This is a genomic window from Kitasatospora sp. NPDC088351 (assembly GCF_040685575.1).
Classification (GTDB): Bacteria; Actinomycetota; Actinomycetes; order Streptomycetales; family Streptomycetaceae; genus Kitasatospora.
The window spans coordinates 140,748-159,017 of the sequence record NZ_JBFBIL010000006.1 but is presented as its reverse complement, the minus strand read 5'-3'; the positions used below and the strand labels follow the sequence as shown (position 1 = coordinate 159,017).

Below are 18,270 nucleotides of genomic sequence, written 5' to 3'. Positions count from 1 at the left end.
CGGACCGCCCGGGCCCCGCCCGCCGCCCGCCGGACCGTCTAGGCTGCACCCCATGCCCCTTTACGCCGCGTATGCCACCAACCTCGATGCCCGGCAGATGACCCGCCGCGCGCCGCACTCCCCCCTGCGCGGCACCGGCTGGCTGGACGGCTGGCGGCTCACCTTCGGCGGCGAGCAGCTCGGCTGGGAGGGCTCACTGGCCACCGTGGTCGAGGACGAGAAGGAGCAGGTCTTCGTCTCGCTCTACGACGTCGCGCCGATGGACGAGGAGGGCCTGGACCGCTGGGAGGGCGTCCAGCTCGGCATCTACCGCAAGATCAAGCTGCGCGCGCACACCCTGGACGGCGACATCCAGGTCTGGACGTACGTGCTCAACGACTACGAGGGCGGCCTGCCCGCCGCCCGCTACCTCGGCCTGATCGCCGACGCCGCGGAGAGCGCCGGCGCCCCCCACGACTACGTGCTGGACCTGCGCCGCCGCCCCTGCTGAACCGTTCCTACGGCGTCGGGCCCGCGCTCCAGGAGTTCGCGGTGGCGGCCAGTGCCGCCGCCACCGACGCCCGCCGGGCCGGCTCGGTGCGCAGCCCGTTGGCCAGTTCGACGTGGAGCCACGGCACTCCGAGGCCGGCCGCGAACCGGCCCTCGACGTTGGTGGCGCCCTGCAGCTGCCCGCACTTCTCCCGCCAGGCCCGGCAGACCGCGAACCCGGCCCGGCCCAGCCCGCCCGCGGTGAGCTCGGCCGCCGCCCCCGCCTGGCCGGCGCCGCTGGAGACCACCGCGTCCGCGCCCGGCAGGCTGTCCTCGTCGAAGCCGTGCACCTGGATGCCGGGCAGGCCCCGCGCGGTGAGCGCCTCGACCACCGCGGCGAAGACGGTGTCGGCGCGGTGCGCCACGTCCGACGAGCCGTCCGCACCCGCCTTGCGGTGCGCCCCCGCCAGCACCAGCACCCCGCCCGGCACGGACCGGAAGAGGTCCACGCCGAGCAGTTCGGTCCGGCTGTCGGAGACCGGGTGCGGCACCTGCACCGTCCAGGAGGCCTTCGCCGCGAGGTCCAGGTAGACCCGGCCCCAGCCGCGCCCGTCCACCGACTGCCCCGAGCCGTCGGCGATCTCGGCCACCCGGCGGCCGCTGCCCGCCTCGGTGAACTCGGTCAGCCGGTAGCCGACCCGCGCCAGCGCCTGCCCGGCCTGCTCCGGCCGGCCCTCCAGCGTCCGCAGCACGCCGTCCGCGACCGCCTGGCGCTGCGCGGCGTCGGGCACCGCGTACGGGGCCGCCGGGCCGAAGCCTGCGGTGTACGCGTCCACCCGCGCGGCCAGGTCCACCGGCGCCGGCCCGGTCGGGCCGGCCGTGACACCGGCCGTGGTGCCCGACGCCGCCCCGGGCTCCCCCGCCGAGCCGCGCGCCGCCACCGTCAGCGCGACGGCCAGCACCACCAGCACCAGAAGCGCCGCCACCGGCAGCACCAGCGTGCGCCGCGAACCCCGTGTCTCCATGGGCCGAGAACCTACCCTGCGGCCCGTCCGGTTCATGATCCGAAGGATCGATCCCGAAGCGTCCCCTGTTCGAAGCCGAAACGTGACTGGATTCCGTGAACCGATTCGTACGCTGGTCCGGTTTGACCAAGGTTTGACCAACCGGCGTCGGTGGACCTCCCGGGGGGGTGGGTGCACCGGTCGGCCCGACCGCAGAACGAGGCCCCCGTGAGCACGGCACCCACCCCGCCGCGACAGCACCGCTATCGCCGCCGGGCCGACATGCCGCTGCTCGGGGGCATCCGCCCGCCGATCGCCCTGCTGCTGATCCTGCTGCTGGCCGTCGCCGCGATCACCGCGCTGGCCGTCGGCGGGCTCCGGGTGGACGAGACCCCGCAGGCCGTCCGCGAGTCGCACCAGTACGCCGCCGAGGACACCGCGGCCTCGCTGCGCGCCGGACTGCACGAGAGCGCCACCGACCTGCGCCGGGCCGCCGCCCACTACGACAGCGCCCCCGCCGAGCCCGCCGCCGTGCTGACCGCGCTCGGCCAGGCGTACCGGAAGTGGCGCGGCACGGTGATCGTCCGGCCCGACACCGGCCGGCTGCTCGCCGCCCGCGGCGAGACCGTGCCGCTGGCCGGGCTCGACCTCGGCCAGGTCACCGACACCGCGCCCGCACCGCTGCTGGTGCCCTCCGCCACCGGCACCCGGCTGCTCACCTTCGCCCTGGTCAGCACCAAGGCCGACGGCCGGGCCCTGCTGGTCGCCTCCGACAACCTGCGGCTGCCCGGCACCGCCACCCGCAAGGAACAGACCATCCAGGTGCTCGACGCCGACGGCGCCGTCCTGGACAGCACCGGCGCCAAGCTGACCGCCGACTCCGACCGGCGGCTGGTCGGCCTCGCCCGGGAACGGGCCGCCCGCGAGCGCCCGGCCCCCGGCGGAACCGTCTCCGGCACCCTGGCCGGCGGCCCGGACGAGAAGGGCGCGCGCCGGGTGGCCGGCTACGCGGTCGTCGCCTCCCCCGGCGGCCACGACCTCGCCACCCCGCTCGGCCTGACCGTGGTCTCCACCAGCACCGTCGACGGCAGGCCCGGCTCCCTGCGCCACCCCGCGCTCGGTCTGGCCGCCGCCGGAGCACTGCTGCTGGTCGCCCTGCTGCTCGCCTGGTACCTGATCCGGACGCTCCAGCGCCCGCTGCTGCGACTGTTCCTGGAGTCCCGCCGGCTCACCCGCGGCGAGCAGCTGGACCAGCCGGTCACCGGGCCGAAGCGGGGCGACGCCGGGCGGATCACCCGCGCCCTGGAGGAGCTGCGGCTCCAGCTGCTCGACCCGGCCCGCCCGCCCGCCGCGCCCGCCACCGGCCGGCGCCGCCGCCGCCCGGGCACCGCGCTGCCGCTGGCGCTCTGCGCCGTCGTGGTCCTCGGCTGGTCCGGCCCGCTGCTGCTGCTCGGCGGCGCCGACACCGCCGTCCGCGTCCCGGCCCAGGTGGTCGCCGGCCAGCGCGACCGGACCGACAACGCCGCCGACCGGATACGCCAGGCGCTCAACGAGGGCTACGCCGACCTGCGCTCGCTCGCGCCCGCGCTCGCCGAGGCCTCGGTCGGCAAGGCCGACACCCTGCTCCACGACACCCTCGCCGAGCACGACCGCTACCGCTCGCTCTACGTCCTCGGCGCGAACGGCGAGGTGCTCGCCCAGGCCGGCGGGGCCCCGCACCGCACCGGCCCGGACGCGCTCGGCCCGAGCGGTGTCCTGCTGCTCAACAGCTCCGGCAAGGAACCCCGGATCGCCGCCCGGGCCGCGCTCGGCGGCAGCCCCGCCGAACCGGCCGAGGGCGACGCGCCCGAGGCCAAGGGGCCGGTGCTGGTCGGCGAGTTCAGGACGGACTTCCTCGGCGGGCTGCTCACCCGGCCCGGCCTCGGCCGGGTCTGGCTGGTCGACGACCGGCAGCGGGTGCTCGCCGCCAACGAGGGCTACAGCTCCTTCGGTGAACTCCCCGACGGCCGCGCCCGGACCGTCCTGGCCGACGCCAGGAAGGCGGCCACCGCCGACGTCGTCCGCACCGGCGGCGACCCGGCCCTGCTGGCCGCCGCGCCGCTCGGCGGCAACGGCACCGTCGGCAAACTCGGCTGGTCCGTGGTGACCGCCCACCCGGTGGCCTGGCTGCACCTCGACCAGAACCGGGCCGACCGGCGCGCCGTGCTGGCCGGCATGCTCGGCCTCGCCGCCGCCGCGCTCTGCCTCGGCTGGCTCCAGATCGCCGTCGGCCTGCCCCTGCGCCGCCTCGCCGCGAACGCCGAGGCACTGGCCGCCGGGGACCGCCGTACGGTGCTCTACCCCGTCCACCACGACGAGGTCGGAGCCGTCGCCCGCAGCCTGGAACTGATCCGCCAGGACCTGGAGCGCGCCGCCCGCCGCACCCCCGTGCCCACGCCCGACCGCTGAGCGCCCAGCCCCCTGGCCCCTGGCCCCTGAGTCGAAGGACCACCGCCCGTGCTCTTCCTCTATGTCGTGCTGCTGGTGTGCTGCGCCGTCCTGCTGGTCGCGGGCATCGTCGAGCAGCGCCGGCACTTCGCCGCGCTGGAGCAGATCCCGACCCGGGTGCTGGTCAACGGCATCCGCGGCAAGAGCTCGATCACCCGGCTCTGCGCGGGCGCGCTGCGCGGCGGCGGCCTGGTGACCGTCGCCAAGACCACCGGCACCGCGGCCCGGTTCATCCACCCCGACGCGACCGAGGAGCCGGTCTACCGCAAGTTCGGCATCGCCAACGTGGTGGAGCAGATCGGCATCGTCCGCCGGGCCGCCACCTACCGGCCGCACGCCCTGGTGATCGAGTGCATGGCGGTGATGCCGGCCCTCCAGGAGGTCAACCAGACCAAGCTGATCCGCTCGACGATCGGCGTGCTCTGCAACGTCCGCGAGGACCACCTCGCCGAGATGGGCCCGACCCTGGACGACGTCGCGCGCTCGCTCTCCCGCTCGATGCCGGTCGGCGGTGTCTGCGTCACCGCCGAGCAGGACCGCGTGCACATCCTGCGCGAGGAGGCGGCCCGGCGGAACTGCGAACTGATCGTGGTGGACCCGGAGTCCGTGACCGACGAGGAACTGCGCGGCTTCAGCTGGTTCACCTTCAAGGAGAACGTGGCCATCGCGCTCGCCGTCGCCGAACTCCTCGGCGTGGAACGGCAGACGGCACTGCAGGGGATGTGGCAGGCCCCGCCGGACCCGGGCGTGCTCTCCGTCGAGCGCTACCGCACGGACGACGGCAAGCGGCTGCGCTTCGCCAACGTCTTCGCGGCCAACGACCCCGAGTCCACCCTGATGAACGTCCGCCAGCTGGAGGGCCTCGGCGCGATCCACCGCCCGCTCCACGTCGTGATCAACTGCCGTCCGGACCGGGTGGAGCGCAACGGCCAGATGGGCCAGATCGTGCCGGACCTCGATCCGGACACGGTCTTCCTGATCGGCCACCCGACCAAGAGCGCCCGGGACGGCATCCCGGCCGGCTGGTCGGGGCGGGTGGTCGACCTCGGCGGCGACAAGCGGGACCCGGCCGCGCTGACCGACGAGCTGCTGACCGCGCTCGGCCCGGACTCCTCGCTGGTGGCGATCGGCAACATCCACGGCCAGGGCGAGCTGTTCCTTGAGGAGCTGGCCCGGCTGGCCCCGGACGAGGAGCCGGAGGACCACGGGACCGGGTACGAGCAGCACGGGTACGACCAGCACGGGCACGACCAGCACGGCTACGAGCAACACGGCTACGGCCAGTACGGGCACGACCAGTACGGCTACGCCGAGCCGCCGTACCAGGAGCACGCCCACCCGCGGCACGACTACGCCGAGCCCGGCCGCCCCGAACCCGTCTACGTCCCCGAGCCGCTCCCCGACTCCTGGTTCGACCCGGCCCCCTCCCGCCAGCACATCCCCTTCCCCCACGGAGACCAGCAGTGATCCCCACCGAGCTCACCCCCGAGATCGCCGCCATCGGCATCGCGCTCGGCCTGGTCTTCTCCCTGGTCTGCTACCTGACCACCAACCTCTCCCCCGGCGGCATGATCACCCCCGGCTGGCTGGCCCTCACCCTCGTCGAGGACCTCCAGCGGGTGGCCATCGTGATCGGTGTCACCGTGCTGACCTACCTCGCCACCCGGGTCGTCCAGAAGCTGGTGATCCTCTACGGCAAGCGGCTGTTCGCCGCCGTGGTGCTGATCGGCGTGCTGCTCCAGGCCACCGTGATGCTGGTGCTCCAGCGCGAGCTGCCAACCATGTACGCCAACCAGACGCTCGGCTTCATCGTCCCCGGCCTGATCGCCTACCAGCTGGTCCGCCAGCCCCGGGCGGCCACCCTGATGGCCACCAGCACGGTGACGCTCGCCAACTACGTGGTGCTCACCGCCGGTGTCCTGCTCGGTGCCCTCCCCGGCACCTGATCGCGGCGCCCGATCCCGGCCCGACTCCGCCTTCTCTCCCCGCCCCCGCCGGAGGCCCCCATGCCCGTCACCCGGAAGTCCCTGCTCAGCGGCGGCCTGGCCGTCACCCTGCTGGCCACCAGTGGCTACCTCACCGTCCAGCTGCGGGACCGCGACCGACGGCCCGCCGAGGGCGGCACCGCCCCGCTGATCGCCGCCACCGCCGCGCCGGGCACCGCCCAGGCCGGCGCCGGGTACCGGTACGAGCGGCTGACCGGCCCGGACCGCACGGTGGTCCGCGACGCCCGCGGCGGCGTGGTCGCCACCCTGACCGACGGCGCCCGCACCGCCGCCCTGACCGGCCCGAGCCGCACCTTCGCCGAGCCGGGCACCACCACCGCCACCCTGGTCGGCGACACCTGGGTCCGGCTGATGCCGCAGCCGTGGAAGGCCGGCGCCGAGAGCGAGGGCTGGTTCCGCGGCTGGTTCCAGCAGTCGCTGGGCAGCAGCGCGGACGACGTGCTGGCGATCGCCGTGCAGTACCTCGCGGGCGCGCCCGGCGAGAAGGACGCCAAGGGCGTGCGCTACAAGGGGGACGCCTCGTTCGGCCCGCTCAACCCCAACGGCTCGGCCGGCAACGACCTGCGGCTGGAGCAGACCGACTTCCTCGACTACCTCGGCACCCCGTACACCTTCGCCGACAGGGTCACCAAGCAGCCCGACAAGACCCGTTACGGCGCCTTCGACTGCTCCGGCTTCGTCCGCATGGTGTACGGGTACCGCTCCGGCTACCCGCTGCTCAGCAAGGACGTGGCCGGCCCCGGCCTGGCCCGCACCGCCAACGGCCTGGCCCGGTTCTCCCCCGGCGTCCCGGTCCTGCCGCTGACCACCGCGCCCGGCTCGGACGTCACCCTGCGGCCCGCCTCGATCGACCCGCTGCAACCCGGTGACCTGGTCTTCTTCGAGATCGACGCGCGCACCGGCGCCCGGCTCGACCACACCGGCATCTACCTCGGCCTGGACACCGACGGCCACCCGCGCTACATCTCCAGCCGGGAGGAGGCGGACGGCCCGACCTTCGGCGACAAGGGCGGCACCGCCCGGCTGGACGACAACGGCTTCTACGCGAAGGGGCTGCGCAGCGCCAAGCGGCTGTGAAGCGCCGGCCCCGCCTTCGCCCGCGCGCCCGTCCCGGCCCGCGGCGGTCCGGACGGAATGACCGGCGCCGGGCCCGAAAACCGCCACCGAGCTGTGTTTTCGGGTCAACCGGGTAACGATCCGGCATGCCGGGGCAGGATTTTCTACGCGCGTAGTCGATTCCCGTCTATTCTCGGACCTGTGAACGCATCTCCTCAGTCGGTCGTCTCCTCCGACCCCTACGCCGCCGCCCAGGCCGCCGCCGCGCGCCTGCGCGAGCTGACCGGTGCCGAGCGCCACGACGTCGCCCTGGTGATGGGCTCCGGCTGGGTGCCGGCCGCCGACGCCCTCGGCGAGACCGTGGCCGAGTTCCCCGTCACCGAGCTCCCCGGCTTCCCCGCCCCCGCCGTGGCCGGCCACGCCGGCACGATCCGCTCGGTGAAGATCGGCGACAAGCGCGCCCTGATCTTCCTCGGCCGCAACCACTACTACGAGGGCCACGGCGTGGCGACGGTCGTGCACGGCGTCCGCACCGCCGCCGCCGCCGGCTGCGGGATCATCGTGCTGACCAACGGCTGCGGCGGTCTGCGCGAGGGCTGGGTCCCCGGCCAGCCGGTCCTGATCAGCGACCACATCAACCTGACGGCGGACTCCCCGATCGTCGGCGCCAACTTCGTCGACCTGACGGACCTCTACTCCAAGCGGCTGCGCGACCTCTGCCGCGAGGTGGACTCCACCCTGGACGAGGCCGTCTACGTGCAGTTCCGCGGCCCGCACTACGAGACCCCGGCCGAGGTCCACATGGCCCGGGTGATCGGCGGCGAGCTGGTCGGCATGTCCACCACCCTGGAGGCCATCGCCGCCCGCGAGGCCGGCTCCGAGGTGCTCGGCATCTCGCTGGTCACCAACCTGGCCGCCGGCATCACCGGCGAGCCGCTCAACCACGCCGAGGTGCTGGAGGCCGGCAAGGCCTCCGCCGAGCGCATGGGCGCGCTGCTGGCGAAGGTCCTTGAGCGGATCTGACCCGGGTCTGGCGCACAATCATGAGCGACGGGGTCCGCGGGCGGCTGTGATCCGCTGATCACACCCACCCGCGGGCCCCGTCCGCGTGCGCGCCCCCTCCCCCTTGCCTACTTGCGGAACCCTCCGGCCGACAACCGACGCACTTCCCGATGGAGCTGCAGCCATGACGCAGGCAACCACCACCGACCTCCTCGCCCGGGCCCGGGCCTGGCTGGCCGAGGACCCCGACCGGCAGACCCGCGAGGAGCTGTCCGCCCTGCTGGCCCTGGCCGAGGGCCCGGACGCCGAGTCGGACAGCAAGCTCGCCTGGTCCCAGCTGGCCGAGCGGTTCTCCGGCCGGCTCCAGTTCGGCACCGCCGGCCTGCGCGGCGAGCTGGGCGCGGGCCCGATGCGGATGAACCGCGCCGTGGTGATCCGGGCCGCCGCCGGCCTGGTCGCGTACGTGCGGAAGCAGGGCCTGGGCGACCTCGTCGTCATCGGCTACGACGCCCGCCACAAGTCGTACGACTTCGCCCGCGACACCGCCGCCGTGGTGGTCGGCGCCGGTCTGCGCGCCGCGCTGCTGCCCCGCGCGCTGCCGACCCCGGTGCTCGCCTTCGCCGTCCGGCACCTGGGCGCGGCCGCCGGTGTCACCGTCACCGCGAGCCACAACCCGCCGCAGGACAACGGTTACAAGGTCTACCTGGGCGACGGCTCGCAGATCGTCCCGCCGGCCGACGCCGGGATCGCGGCCGAGATCGACGCGATCAGCGCGCTCACCGAGGTCCCGCGCGCCGAGGACGGCTGGGAGGTGCTCGGCGAGGACGTCGTCGAGGCGTACCTGGACCGGGCCGTCTCCATCGTGGACGGGCAGAGCCCGCGCGACCTGGATGTCGTCTACACCCCGATGCACGGTGTCGGCCGCGACACCCTGGTCGCCGCGTTCCGCCGGGCCGGCTTCCCCGCGCCCACCGTGGTCGCCGAACAGGCCGAGCCCGACCCGGACTTCCCCACCGTGGCCTTCCCCAACCCGGAGGAGCCGGGGGCGATGGACCTCGCCTTCCGCACCGCCGCCTCGGTCGGCCCGGACATCGTCATCGCCAACGACCCGGACGCCGACCGCTGCGCGGTGGCCGTCCCGGACAACGGCAACGGCGGCAACGGCCCCGGCTGGCGGATGCTGCGCGGCGACGACGTGGGCGCGCTGCTCGGCGCGGCACTGGTCGCCAAGAAGGCCACCGGCACCTTCGCCACCACCATCGTCTCCTCCACCCTGCTCGGCCGGATCGCCGAGGCGGCCGGCCTCGGCTACGCCGAGACGCTGACCGGCTTCAAGTGGATCGCCCGCGCCGACGGCCTGCGCTACGGCTACGAGGAGGCGCTCGGCTACTGCGTCGACCCGCAGGGCGTACGCGACAAGGACGGCATCACCGCCGCCCTGCTGGTCGCCGAACTGGCCGCCACCCTCAAGAAGTCCGGCCGCACCCTGGCCGACCTGCTGGACGACCTGGCGCTGGAGCACGGCCTGCACGCCACCGACCAGCTCTCCGTCCGGGTGCACGACCTCGCGCTGATCGCCGACGCCATGCAGCGCCTGCGCGACCAGCCGCCGACCGTGCTGGCCGGCCTGCGGGTCACCGGGGCCGACGACCTGACCGCCGGCTCCGCCGACCTGCCGCCCACCGACGGCCTGCGCTACCGCCTGGCCGGCGAGGGCGTCCGCTCGGCCCGGATCGTGGTCCGGCCGTCCGGCACCGAGCCCAAGCTGAAGTGCTATCTGGAGGTCGTCCTCCCGGTCGCCTCCGCCGCCGACCTGGCCGCCGCCCGCGAGCGCGCCGCCGGGCTGCTCGCCGCGATCAAGCGCGACCTGGCGGAGGCCGCGGGCATCGACGCCTGACCTCCCCGCACACGACGAAGGGGCCCGCCGTTCGGCGGGCCCCTTTCCGTTCTCCCGTGCTCTCTCCCGTGTTCGGACCGCGGTGCTCAGACCACGATCGCGACGACCAGCGCGGCCAGGCCGGCCAGCGTCGGCGCGATGATCCACCAGCACCACCGCACGACCACCGGCCCGGCCGCGTCCGGCCGCGCCGCGTTCCGCTCGGCCTGCTCCTGCAGTACCCCGACCACCTGGTCCGACCAGGCCCGGCTCGGGTCCGGCGCGCCGGCGACCACCGAGGAGCCGGCACCCGGCCGGCCGAAGGCCACTCCCAGCCGGGACGGGTGCCGGTCGACACCGCCGCGCTGCTGGATCCGGTTGGCCCGCTTGCGCTGACGCAGCGACACCGGCACCGCCCACACCTGGTACTTGGCACCGCCCGCGAACAGTTCGACCGAGTACCCCGCCCGCAGCGCCTCCACCGACGCCCAGGGCGCCGTGATCGTCCGCAGCGGATTGCGCACCACCAGCCGCCGGTCGTTGGCCAGCACCGCCGGCCGCAGGGTGTAGGCGATCACCGGGAACGCGAACACCGGCACCGCCGCCAGCGACACGTACGGAGTCTTCCCCGTCCCGCTCAGCGCCGCGTCCCCGATCAGCCACCCGGCCACGGCCAGCAACAGCACACCGGAGATCACGCCGGGAATGGAGCGGTACACGCGGTCCGCGTACACGGGCTCCCCATCGGAGCCGGCCGAGCCCTGGTGAGGCTTGCCGTCGGAATCGGTCATGACCACGATTCTGCCCCATGCCCCCCGCGATCTACAGGGGTGGCGAACACCGTTCCGGACCACGGCCGGGCCACGGCCTCCGTCCGCCCCCGTTCGGGTGAGTCCGTCCGCGACCCGCCCCGCGCGGGGCACCGCGCACGGGACGATCCGTCCGCGACGACCGCACCCGACCACCCGCCCCCCCCCCCCGAAGGACCGACATGGCCACCCCCTCGCGCCGGCACCGCTGGTTGCTGGGCATCCGCGATGAACTGCAAGCCGGTGGCCGCCCGTACGAGATCGAGGTGGAGCCGGAGGTGCGGCTCTGGCTGGAGACCCTGACCTCCGCCGAGTACGCGACGGCCCTGCGCTTCGCCGAGTTGCTCGCCGTGAAGGGCCACGAGCTGACCGAGCCCTACGCCAAGCGGCTTGAGCACGGAGTCTGCGAACTCCGTCCCGGCCCGTACCGCATCACGTTCCGGCTCCCTGGGGACCGAAGGGCAGCGGTGCTGCTGACGGTCTTCCGCAAGCGCCGCGACAACGAGCGCCGGGAGAAGGACCGGGCGTACCAGGCGTACGCGGTCTGTGCGGCGCATCACCGGGCTCCCGGGGAGCATGATGTATTCACCAGGAGCAGGAAGGGCGGCGAGTGATGCGCGGCAGTGACGTCCACGGCCGATGGGATCTGTCCGACGGCTGGGAGGACTCCCCCGAGTACGCGGCGGCGGGCTGGCGGATGGCGCTGGCGGGAGCGGTCCACGAGCAGCGCACCGCCCGGGGGTGGACGGAGGCCGAGCTGGCCGAGGCGTCCGGGCTGAGCGAGGAACTGGTGGAGCGGATCGAGTGCAGCGGCGTCGACCCGACCATGGACGTCCTCCAGGCGCTCGGCCGTGCCTTCGGCGCCGACGCGGCCCTCACGCTGGCCGAGCCCGACCCCGGTCTGCGGTTCGTCCCCCGCGCGGCCGCCTGAACTCTCGCGAACGCCTCTCCTCCGCTCGCCGAGGTCTCGGTCGCGCATCGAAAGGTGGGAGGCCTAGCGGTCGACTACGCGCGTAGATATGCTGGTCTGGTGACTATGTCCACTGTTGCAGCCAATGCCCTCCCGCAGCCTGGCGGCCGGGAGGTACTCCCAGGCGTTGCGGGCAGCGGCCTTCAGGACGTCGCGGCGTCCGAGGCCTCGCTCCGCCGCTTCCTGCACGGCCTGCCCGGCGTCGACCAGGTCGGCCTGGAGGCGCGTGCCGCCGCGCTCGGCACCCGCTCGATCAAGACCACGGCGAAGGCCTACGCCATCGACCTGGCCATCTCGATGATCGACCTGACCACGCTGGAGGGCGCGGACACGGTCGGCAAGGTGCGCGCCCTGTGCGCCAAGGGCCGGACCCCCGACCCGTCCGACCCGACCACGCCCCGCGTCGCCGCCATCTGTGTCTATCCGGACATGGTCGCCACCGCGAAGGCCGCGCTGCGGGGCACCGACATCCAGGTCGCCTCCGTCGCCACCGCCTTCCCCGCCGGGCGCGCCGCGCTCCCGGTGAAGCTCGCCGACACCGCCGACGCGGTCGCCGCGGGCGCCGACGAGATCGACATGGTGATCGACCGGGGCGCCTTCCTCTCCGGCCGCTACCTGGACGTCTTCCAGGAGATCACCGCCGTCAGGAAGGCGTGCGAGCGCCCCGACGGCACCTCCGCCCACCTCAAGGTGATCTTCGAGACCGGCGAGCTGCAGACGTACGACAACGTGCGCCGCGCCTCCTGGCTGGCCATGCTGGCCGGCGCCGACTTCATCAAGACCTCCACCGGCAAGGTCGCCGTCAACGCGACCCCGCCGGTCACCCTGCTGATGCTGGAGGCCGTCCGCGACTTCAAGGCGCAGACCGGTGTCCAGGTCGGCGTGAAGCCCGCCGGCGGCATCCGCACCACCAAGGACGCCATGAAGTACCTGGTGATGGTCAACGAGACCCTCGGCGACGACTGGCTGACCCCGCACTGGTTCCGCTTCGGCGCCTCCAGCCTGCTCAACGACCTGCTGATGCAGCGCCAGAAGCTGACCACCGGACGGTACTCCGGTCCTGACTACGTGACGGTGGACTGATCACCATGGCCAAGAAGAAGACCATCGAAGAGCCGGCGGCCCAGCAGCGCGGCGGCCTCTTCGCCTACGCCCCGGCGCCCGAGTCCCCCGCCGCCGCGGGCGACATCGCCACCTCCTACGGCCACTTCATCGGCGGCGAGTTCGTCGACTCCTCGGGCGGCGAGGCCCTGAAGACGGTCAACCCGGCCACCGAGCAGGTGCTCGCCGAGTTCGCCCGGGGCACCGACGAGGACGTGGACCGCGCGGTCGCCGCCGCCCGCCGGGCCTTCGCCGACTGGTCGGCGCTGCCGGGCAGCGAGCGCGCCAAGTACCTGTTCCGGATCGCCCGGATCATCCAGGAACGCAGCCGCGAGCTGGCCGTGCTGGAGTCGATCGACAACGGCAAGCCGATCCGCGAGACCCGCGACTTCGACATCCCGACCGTCGCCGCCTGGTTCTTCTACTACGCGGGCTGGGCCGACAAGCTGGACTACGCGGGCTTCGGCCCGAACCCGCGCCCGCTGGGCGTGGCCGGCCAGGTCATCCCGTGGAACTTCCCGCTGATGATGCTGGCGTGGAAGATCGCCCCGGCGCTGGCCACCGGCAACACGGTCGTCCTCAAGCCGGCCGAGACCACCCCGCTGACCGCGCTGCGCTTCGCCGAGATCTGCCGCCAGGCGGGCCTGCCGAAGGGCGTCGTCAACATCGTCACCGGCGACGGCCGCACCGGCGCCGCGCTCACCGCGCACCCGGACGTCAACAAGGTCGCCTTCACCGGTTCCACCCCGGTCGGCCGGGCGATCGCCAAGCAGCTGGCCGGCAGCCGCAAGAAGCTGTCGCTGGAGCTCGGCGGCAAGGCCGCCAACATCGTCTTCGACGACGCGCCGATCGACCAGGCGGTCGAGGGCATCGTCAACGGCATCTTCTTCAACCAGGGCCACGTCTGCTGCGCGGGCTCGCGCCTGCTGGTCCAGGAGTCGATCCAGGACGAGCTGCTGGACGCCCTGAAGCGCCGGATGTCCACCCTTCGGGTCGGCGACCCGCTGGACAAGAACACCGACATCGGCGCCATCAACTCGGCCGCCCAGCTGGCCCGGATCACCGAGCTGACCGACGCCGGCGAGGCCGAGGGCGCCGAGCGCTGGTCGCCCGAGTGCGAACTGCCCGGCACCGGCTTCTGGTTCAAGCCGACCGTCTTCACCGGCGTCAGCCAGGCCCACCGGATCGCCCAGGAGGAGATCTTCGGCCCGGTGCTGTCCGTGCTGACCTTCCGCACCCCCGCCGAGGCGGTCGAGAAGGCCAACAACACCCCGTACGGCCTCTCCGCCGGCATCTGGACGGAGAAGGGCTCGCGGATCCTCTGGACGGCGAGCCGGCTCAGGGCCGGTGTGGTCTGGGCCAACACCTTCAACAAGTTCGACCCGACCTCGCCGTTCGGCGGCTACAAGGAGTCGGGCTACGGCCGCGAGGGTGGCCGCCACGGTCTGGAGGCCTACCTCGATGTCTGACACCATCACGCGTCTTGACGTCCTCAAGACCTACAAGCTGTACGTCGGCGGGAAGTTCCCGCGCTCCGAGAGCGGGCGGGTGTACGAGGTGACGGACTCGAAGGGCGAGTGGCTGGCCAACGTCCCGCTCGGCACCCGCAAGGACGCCCGCGACGCCGTCGTGGCCGCCCGCGCGGCGGTCAAGGGCTGGGCCGGCACCACCGCGTACAACCGCGGTCAGGTGCTGTACCGGGTCGCCGAGATGCTCCAGGGCCGGCGCGAGCAGTTCGCCGCCGAGGTGGCGCTCTCCGAGGGCATCGGCCCGAAGAAGGCCGCCGCACTGGTGGACGCCACGATCGACCGCTGGGTCTGGTACGCGGGCTGGACGGACAAGGTCGCCCAGATCGCGGGCGGCGCCAACCCCGTCGCTGGCCCGTTCTTCAACCTCTCCACCCCGGAGCCGACCGGCGTGGTCGGGATCGTCGCCCCGCAGGCCGGGTACGGGCACTCGCTGCTCGGCCTGGTCTCGGTGATCGCGCCCGCCATCGCCACCGGCAACACCGTGGTCGTCGCGGCCGCCGCCGACGCCCCGCTGCCGGCCCTCTCACTGGGCGAGGTGCTGGCCACCTCGGACGTCCCCGGCGGTGTGGTCAACATCATCTCCGGCCGCACCACCGACATCGCCCCCACCCTGGCCTCGCACCAGGACGTCAACGCACTGGACCTCACCGGGGCCATTGCCGCCGACGGTCCCGGCGCGGCGGCGGCGCTGGAGGCGGCCGCCGCGGATACCCTGAAGCGGGTAGTCCGTCCGGAGCTGGACCCGTTCGCCCAGGACTGGACCAGTACGCCCGGTACGGACCGGCTACTCTCGTTCCTGGAGACGAAGACGGTCTGGCACCCGATGGGGATCTGACCGCCCCGTCACCGAGTAACAACTCCACAGACTGGCCGTCCCCAGTGCCCTCTCCCCCCCCAGGGCCCGGACGGTCATTGGACGGACCCGCGCCTCTCCCCCCCTGGCGCGGGTCCGTCGACTTTCACCCCCGTCGGCTCTCACCGCCCGCCCTGGTCGCACCGCCCGCCCTGGTCGCACCCGCACCGCGCCGACGGCGCCGGAAGCCGAAAGCGCCGGAAGCAGGCGCCGTCCGCCCGGTTTCGGCATCGGGCCGGGATGCGTCAGACTGGTGTCCCGTGAGTGACTCCCCGCTGAACCCTGTGCCGATAGCCGCCGCCCGGGTGGTCCTGCTCTCCGGGCCCTCCGGATCGGGGAAGTCCTCGCTCGCCGGGCGCAGCGGCCTGCCGGTGCTTCAGCTCGACGACTTCTACAAGGACGGGGACGACCCCACCCTCCCGCTGCTGCCCGACGGCGCGGTCGACTGGGACTCCCCGCTCGCCTGGCACCGTGAGCAGGCCGTCGCCGCCATCCGCAGCCTGCACCGGACCGGCCGGGCCGACGTCCCGGTGTACTCGATCCCGGACAACGGCCGGGTCTCCACCCGGGTCCTGGACCTGGCCGGCGCCCCCGCGTTCATCGCCGAGGGCATCTTCGCCGCCGAGATCACCTCCGACTGCGCCGCCGAGGACCTGCTCGGCGACGCCCTCTGCCTGCGCAACGGCGCGTTCACCACCGCCTGGCGCCGACTGCGCCGGGACGTCCGCGAGGGCCGCAAGTCGCTGCCCGTGCTGCTGCGCCGCGGCTGGCGCCTGCTGCGCGCCGAGCGCTCCATCGTCGGCCGCCAGGTCGGGCTGGGCGCCCACCCCTGCGCCGGCCCGGAGGCCGCCCGCCGGATCCGCACCGCGGCCGGGCCCCGGGAGCTCAGCCCCTCCCGGTAGGGCCCGGCCCGCCCGCGCGACAACGGCCCCGGACACAACGGAACGGCGGGCCCGGTGCGTCTCCCCCGCACCGGGCCCGCCGCCTTCCCTCGGACAACCGCCGGGCTCCCCCCGTGGCGCCGCTCCCCCGAGCCGGCGCCACCGGCCCGTGGCCGTCCTTACCCGTCCCCCGACGGGAGTTCTCTCCTCCGCGGGCGCGGAGGCCCTCGCCCGCGCGGCCGCGGCCGCTACGCGACCAGCTCGCCGAACGCCCGGACGGTGTCGCCCGACTTGTTCAGGTGCTCGTCGTCGCGCAGCCGGCGCAGCGCGCGCCAGATGCTGCTCTTGACCGTGCCGACGCTGATGTTGAGCACATCGGCGATCTCCGGGTCGGTCTTGCCCTCGTAGTACCGCAGCACCAGCATGGTCCGCTGGTTCTCCGGCAGCTTCGCCAGCGCCTGCCAGAGCACGGCCCGCAGTTCGGTGCCGCCCATCGCGTCGGTGTCGCCGACCGTCTCCGGCAGCTCCTCGGTCGGGTACTCGTTGACCTTGCGGCGCCGCCAGGCGGAGATGTGCAGGTTGGTCATGGTGCGGCGGAGGTAGCCCCCGACCGCGGCCTTGTCGGTGATCCGGCCCCAGGCCCGGTAGGTGCTGAAGAGCGCGCTCTGCAGCAGGTCCTCGGCCTCGTAGCGGTCACCGGTGAGGTGGTACGCCGTGGCGTACAGGGAGGCGCGGCGCTCGCGCACGTACGCGGTGAACTCCGTGATGTGGTCCTCCGCGACGGCCGGGTGCTCCCCCTGCGCGCCTCCCTGCCCGGCCTCGGCGGTGCGACCGGCCGCGGGGGACAACCGCAGCAGCGTCGCACCGGCGGCCTCGCGGCCGGCCGACTCCCCCGGGCCGACCTTCCGCAGACCGCTTCCCCCGTCGCCCCTGGGGGCGTCCTTGCCCTCGACGCGGACGGGGAGGATCCCCCGCAGCGTGAGGGTTCCGGCGGAGTCGGCCGCACTCCCCGTCCGGCCGATCCCGTACAGCTCCCCCGGCCTGCCGCCGCCGCTCACCCGGCGGACGACAGCGTTCCCACCGGTGCTGTGCGCGCATCCCCGTACGGTCACGGCACCCGAGGTCTCGTCGGTCCTGGCCTCGTACCGGGTCCGCGGGGTGGTCGCTGACGAACGCGCGGTGCGGACAGCCGGGTTGGTCCGGGTCTGAAGCATGGCGTTCATCGTGCGCCCCCTGGGTCGGTACGAGCGGTTCCTGTTGCCGCCGTTCAACCGGCCGGTTGGCCCGCTGTCCTGCGGCGACATGGAAAATCCTGCCCGCCGGTTGTGATGGCGCTGTCCGCCGACTGTCACAGGGGTGTCACAGGGGTGGGGCGTTCGCCCGCGCACGCCCTCCCGCCGTACCGGACGCCGACGGGGCGCCCGCCGGTTCCGCCGGACCGGTGCCCGACGCCGGGGGGTGATTCGACGCCCCGGGTGAGCCAGAATGAGGCCGTGCCTTTCCTCCTTCTGATCGAGGACGACGACGCCATCCGCACCGGCCTCGAACTCGCCCTCACCCGCCAGGGCCACCGCGTGGCCACCGCCGCCTCCGGCGAGGACGGTCTGCGGCTCTTCAAGGAGCAGCGGCCGGACCTGATCGTGCTGGACGTGATGCTGCCCGGAATCGACGGTTTCGAGGTCTGCCGCCGCATCCGGCGGACCGACCAGCTGCCGATCATCCTGCTCACCGCCCGCTCCGACGACATCGACGTGGTGGTCGGCCTGGAGTCCGGCGCGGACGACTACGTCGTCAAGCCGGTGCAGCCACGCGTCCTGGACGCCCGGATCCGGGCCGTGCTGCGGCGCGGCGAGCGCGAGAGCTCGGACTCCTCCGCGTACGGCACCGTGGTGATCGACCGCGCGGCGATGACCGTCACCAAGGACGGCGAGGACCTCCAGCTCACCCCGACCGAGCTGCGGCTGCTGCTGGAGCTCAGCCGCCGCCCCGGGCAGGCGCTCTCCCGCCAGCAGTTGCTGCGGCTGGTCTGGGAGCACGACTACCTCGGCGACTCCCGCCTGGTGGACGCGTGCGTGCAGCGGCTGCGGGCCAAGGTCGAGGACGTCCCCTCGGCACCGACGCTGATCCGCACGGTGCGCGGGGTCGGCTACCGCCTGGACCCGCCGGCCTGACCCCCGCGCTCCTGACCCCCGCGCTCCTGACCCCCGCGCTCCTGACCCCCGCCGCTC

The 18,270-nt window shown here is 74.0% G+C and carries 17 protein-coding genes; 14 read left to right on the top strand and 3 right to left on the bottom strand.

The genetic code is table 11. The features are described 5' to 3' along the window. Window positions 1-52: 52 nt before the first annotated feature. Window positions 53-490, top strand: coding sequence for a gamma-glutamylcyclotransferase (locus tag AB0P06_RS07075; protein WP_363605668.1), 438 nt, complete (start codon window positions 53-55; stop codon window positions 488-490). Between the two features lie 7 nt (window positions 491-497). Here AB0P06_RS07075 and AB0P06_RS07070 read toward each other — a convergent pair whose 3' ends face one another. Then, on the bottom strand, window positions 498-1,493 hold the full coding sequence (locus AB0P06_RS07070) for a hypothetical protein (RefSeq protein ID WP_363605666.1): 996 nt from the start codon (window positions 1,491-1,493) through the stop codon (window positions 498-500). Between the two features lie 207 nt (window positions 1,494-1,700). Between AB0P06_RS07070 and AB0P06_RS07065 the strand changes: the two genes are divergently transcribed. The 6 genes from AB0P06_RS07065 (at window position 1,701) to AB0P06_RS07040 (ending at window position 9,920) form a co-directional block, all read left to right on the top strand. Next, the gene (locus AB0P06_RS07065; protein WP_363605664.1) at window positions 1,701-3,920 is read left to right on the top strand and encodes a cache domain-containing protein; all 2,220 of its coding nucleotides are present in this window, start codon (window positions 1,701-1,703) and stop codon (window positions 3,918-3,920) included. A gap of 48 nt (window positions 3,921-3,968) precedes the next feature. Then, window positions 3,969-5,426 (top strand): poly-gamma-glutamate synthase PgsB, encoded by a 1,458-nt coding sequence (pgsB, locus tag AB0P06_RS07060; protein ID WP_363605662.1) that lies wholly within the window; start codon window positions 3,969-3,971, stop codon window positions 5,424-5,426. After that, window positions 5,423-5,905: a poly-gamma-glutamate biosynthesis protein PgsC/CapC gene (locus AB0P06_RS07055; RefSeq protein ID WP_363605660.1), complete on the top strand. Its 483-nt coding sequence runs from the start codon at window positions 5,423-5,425 to the stop codon at window positions 5,903-5,905. The genes pgsB and AB0P06_RS07055 overlap by 4 nt, the downstream gene beginning before the upstream one ends. 60 nt (window positions 5,906-5,965) lie before the next feature. After that, entirely contained in the window at window positions 5,966-7,042 is a 1,077-nt protein-coding gene (locus AB0P06_RS07050; protein WP_363605658.1) for an NlpC/P60 family protein, read from the top strand. Window positions 7,043-7,222: 180 nt separating this feature from the next. Next, the gene (locus AB0P06_RS07045) at window positions 7,223-8,044 is read left to right on the top strand and encodes a purine-nucleoside phosphorylase (RefSeq protein WP_363605656.1); all 822 of its coding nucleotides are present in this window, start codon (window positions 7,223-7,225) and stop codon (window positions 8,042-8,044) included. A gap of 163 nt (window positions 8,045-8,207) precedes the next feature. Continuing rightward, the gene (locus tag AB0P06_RS07040) at window positions 8,208-9,920 is read left to right on the top strand and encodes a phospho-sugar mutase (RefSeq protein WP_363605654.1); all 1,713 of its coding nucleotides are present in this window, start codon (window positions 8,208-8,210) and stop codon (window positions 9,918-9,920) included. 86 nt (window positions 9,921-10,006) lie between these two features. Here the strand turns inward: AB0P06_RS07040 and AB0P06_RS07035 are convergent, their stop codons facing one another. Next, the gene (locus AB0P06_RS07035; RefSeq protein ID WP_363605652.1) at window positions 10,007-10,690 is read right to left on the bottom strand and encodes a PH domain-containing protein; all 684 of its coding nucleotides are present in this window, start codon (window positions 10,688-10,690) and stop codon (window positions 10,007-10,009) included. A 200-nt stretch (window positions 10,691-10,890) separates the two neighbouring features. Between AB0P06_RS07035 and AB0P06_RS07030 the strand changes: the two genes are divergently transcribed. The 6 genes from AB0P06_RS07030 (at window position 10,891) to AB0P06_RS07005 (ending at window position 16,063) form a co-directional block, all read left to right on the top strand. Further along, window positions 10,891-11,322, top strand: coding sequence for a type II toxin-antitoxin system RelE/ParE family toxin (locus tag AB0P06_RS07030; RefSeq protein WP_363605650.1), 432 nt, complete (start codon window positions 10,891-10,893; stop codon window positions 11,320-11,322). After that, entirely contained in the window at window positions 11,322-11,639 is a 318-nt protein-coding gene (locus AB0P06_RS07025) for a helix-turn-helix transcriptional regulator (protein WP_363605648.1), read from the top strand. Before AB0P06_RS07030 ends, AB0P06_RS07025 begins: the two co-directional genes overlap by 1 nt. Before the next feature lie 105 nt (window positions 11,640-11,744). Further along, window positions 11,745-12,761, top strand: coding sequence for a deoxyribose-phosphate aldolase (gene deoC, locus AB0P06_RS07020; protein WP_363605647.1), 1,017 nt, complete (start codon window positions 11,745-11,747; stop codon window positions 12,759-12,761). Window positions 12,762-12,766: 5 nt separating this feature from the next. Next, entirely contained in the window at window positions 12,767-14,248 is a 1,482-nt protein-coding gene (locus AB0P06_RS07015) for an aldehyde dehydrogenase family protein (protein ID WP_363605646.1), read from the top strand. Further along, window positions 14,241-15,143 carry an aldehyde dehydrogenase family protein gene (locus tag AB0P06_RS07010; protein ID WP_363605645.1) on the top strand — a complete coding sequence of 301 codons (903 nt, stop codon included), beginning with the start codon at window positions 14,241-14,243 and terminating at the stop codon, window positions 15,141-15,143. The genes AB0P06_RS07015 and AB0P06_RS07010 overlap by 8 nt, the downstream gene beginning before the upstream one ends. Window positions 15,144-15,421: 278 nt before the next feature. Further along, on the top strand, window positions 15,422-16,063 hold the full coding sequence (locus AB0P06_RS07005; RefSeq protein ID WP_363605644.1) for an ATP-binding protein: 642 nt from the start codon (window positions 15,422-15,424) through the stop codon (window positions 16,061-16,063). Between the two features lie 227 nt (window positions 16,064-16,290). Here the strand turns inward: AB0P06_RS07005 and AB0P06_RS07000 are convergent, their stop codons facing one another. After that, the gene (locus AB0P06_RS07000; RefSeq protein ID WP_363605643.1) at window positions 16,291-17,256 is read right to left on the bottom strand and encodes a SigE family RNA polymerase sigma factor; all 966 of its coding nucleotides are present in this window, start codon (window positions 17,254-17,256) and stop codon (window positions 16,291-16,293) included. 279 nt (window positions 17,257-17,535) lie between these two features. On the opposite strand from AB0P06_RS07000, the gene AB0P06_RS06995 reads away from it, so the two are divergent. Next, window positions 17,536-18,213 (top strand): response regulator transcription factor, encoded by a 678-nt coding sequence (locus tag AB0P06_RS06995; protein WP_363605641.1) that lies wholly within the window; start codon window positions 17,536-17,538, stop codon window positions 18,211-18,213. Window positions 18,214-18,270 lie beyond the last annotated feature (57 nt).

Coding starts and splice junctions, on each gene's coding strand:
- AB0P06_RS07075 (WP_363605668.1), top strand. CDS start 53: ATGCCCCTTTACGCCGCGTATGCCACCAACCTCGATGCCCGGCAGATG.
- AB0P06_RS07070 (WP_363605666.1), bottom strand. CDS start 1,493: ATGGAGACACGGGGTTCGCGGCGCACGCTGGTGCTGCCGGTGGCGGCG.
- AB0P06_RS07050 (WP_363605658.1), top strand. CDS start 5,966: ATGCCCGTCACCCGGAAGTCCCTGCTCAGCGGCGGCCTGGCCGTCACC.
- AB0P06_RS07040 (WP_363605654.1), top strand. CDS start 8,208: ATGACGCAGGCAACCACCACCGACCTCCTCGCCCGGGCCCGGGCCTGG.
- AB0P06_RS07035 (WP_363605652.1), bottom strand. CDS start 10,690: ATGACCGATTCCGACGGCAAGCCTCACCAGGGCTCGGCCGGCTCCGAT.
- AB0P06_RS07030 (WP_363605650.1), top strand. CDS start 10,891: ATGGCCACCCCCTCGCGCCGGCACCGCTGGTTGCTGGGCATCCGCGAT.
- AB0P06_RS07025 (WP_363605648.1), top strand. CDS start 11,322: ATGCGCGGCAGTGACGTCCACGGCCGATGGGATCTGTCCGACGGCTGG.
- deoC (WP_363605647.1), top strand. CDS start 11,745: ATGTCCACTGTTGCAGCCAATGCCCTCCCGCAGCCTGGCGGCCGGGAG.
- AB0P06_RS07015 (WP_363605646.1), top strand. CDS start 12,767: ATGGCCAAGAAGAAGACCATCGAAGAGCCGGCGGCCCAGCAGCGCGGC.
- AB0P06_RS07010 (WP_363605645.1), top strand. CDS start 14,241: ATGTCTGACACCATCACGCGTCTTGACGTCCTCAAGACCTACAAGCTG.
- AB0P06_RS07000 (WP_363605643.1), bottom strand. CDS start 17,256: ATGCTTCAGACCCGGACCAACCCGGCTGTCCGCACCGCGCGTTCGTCA.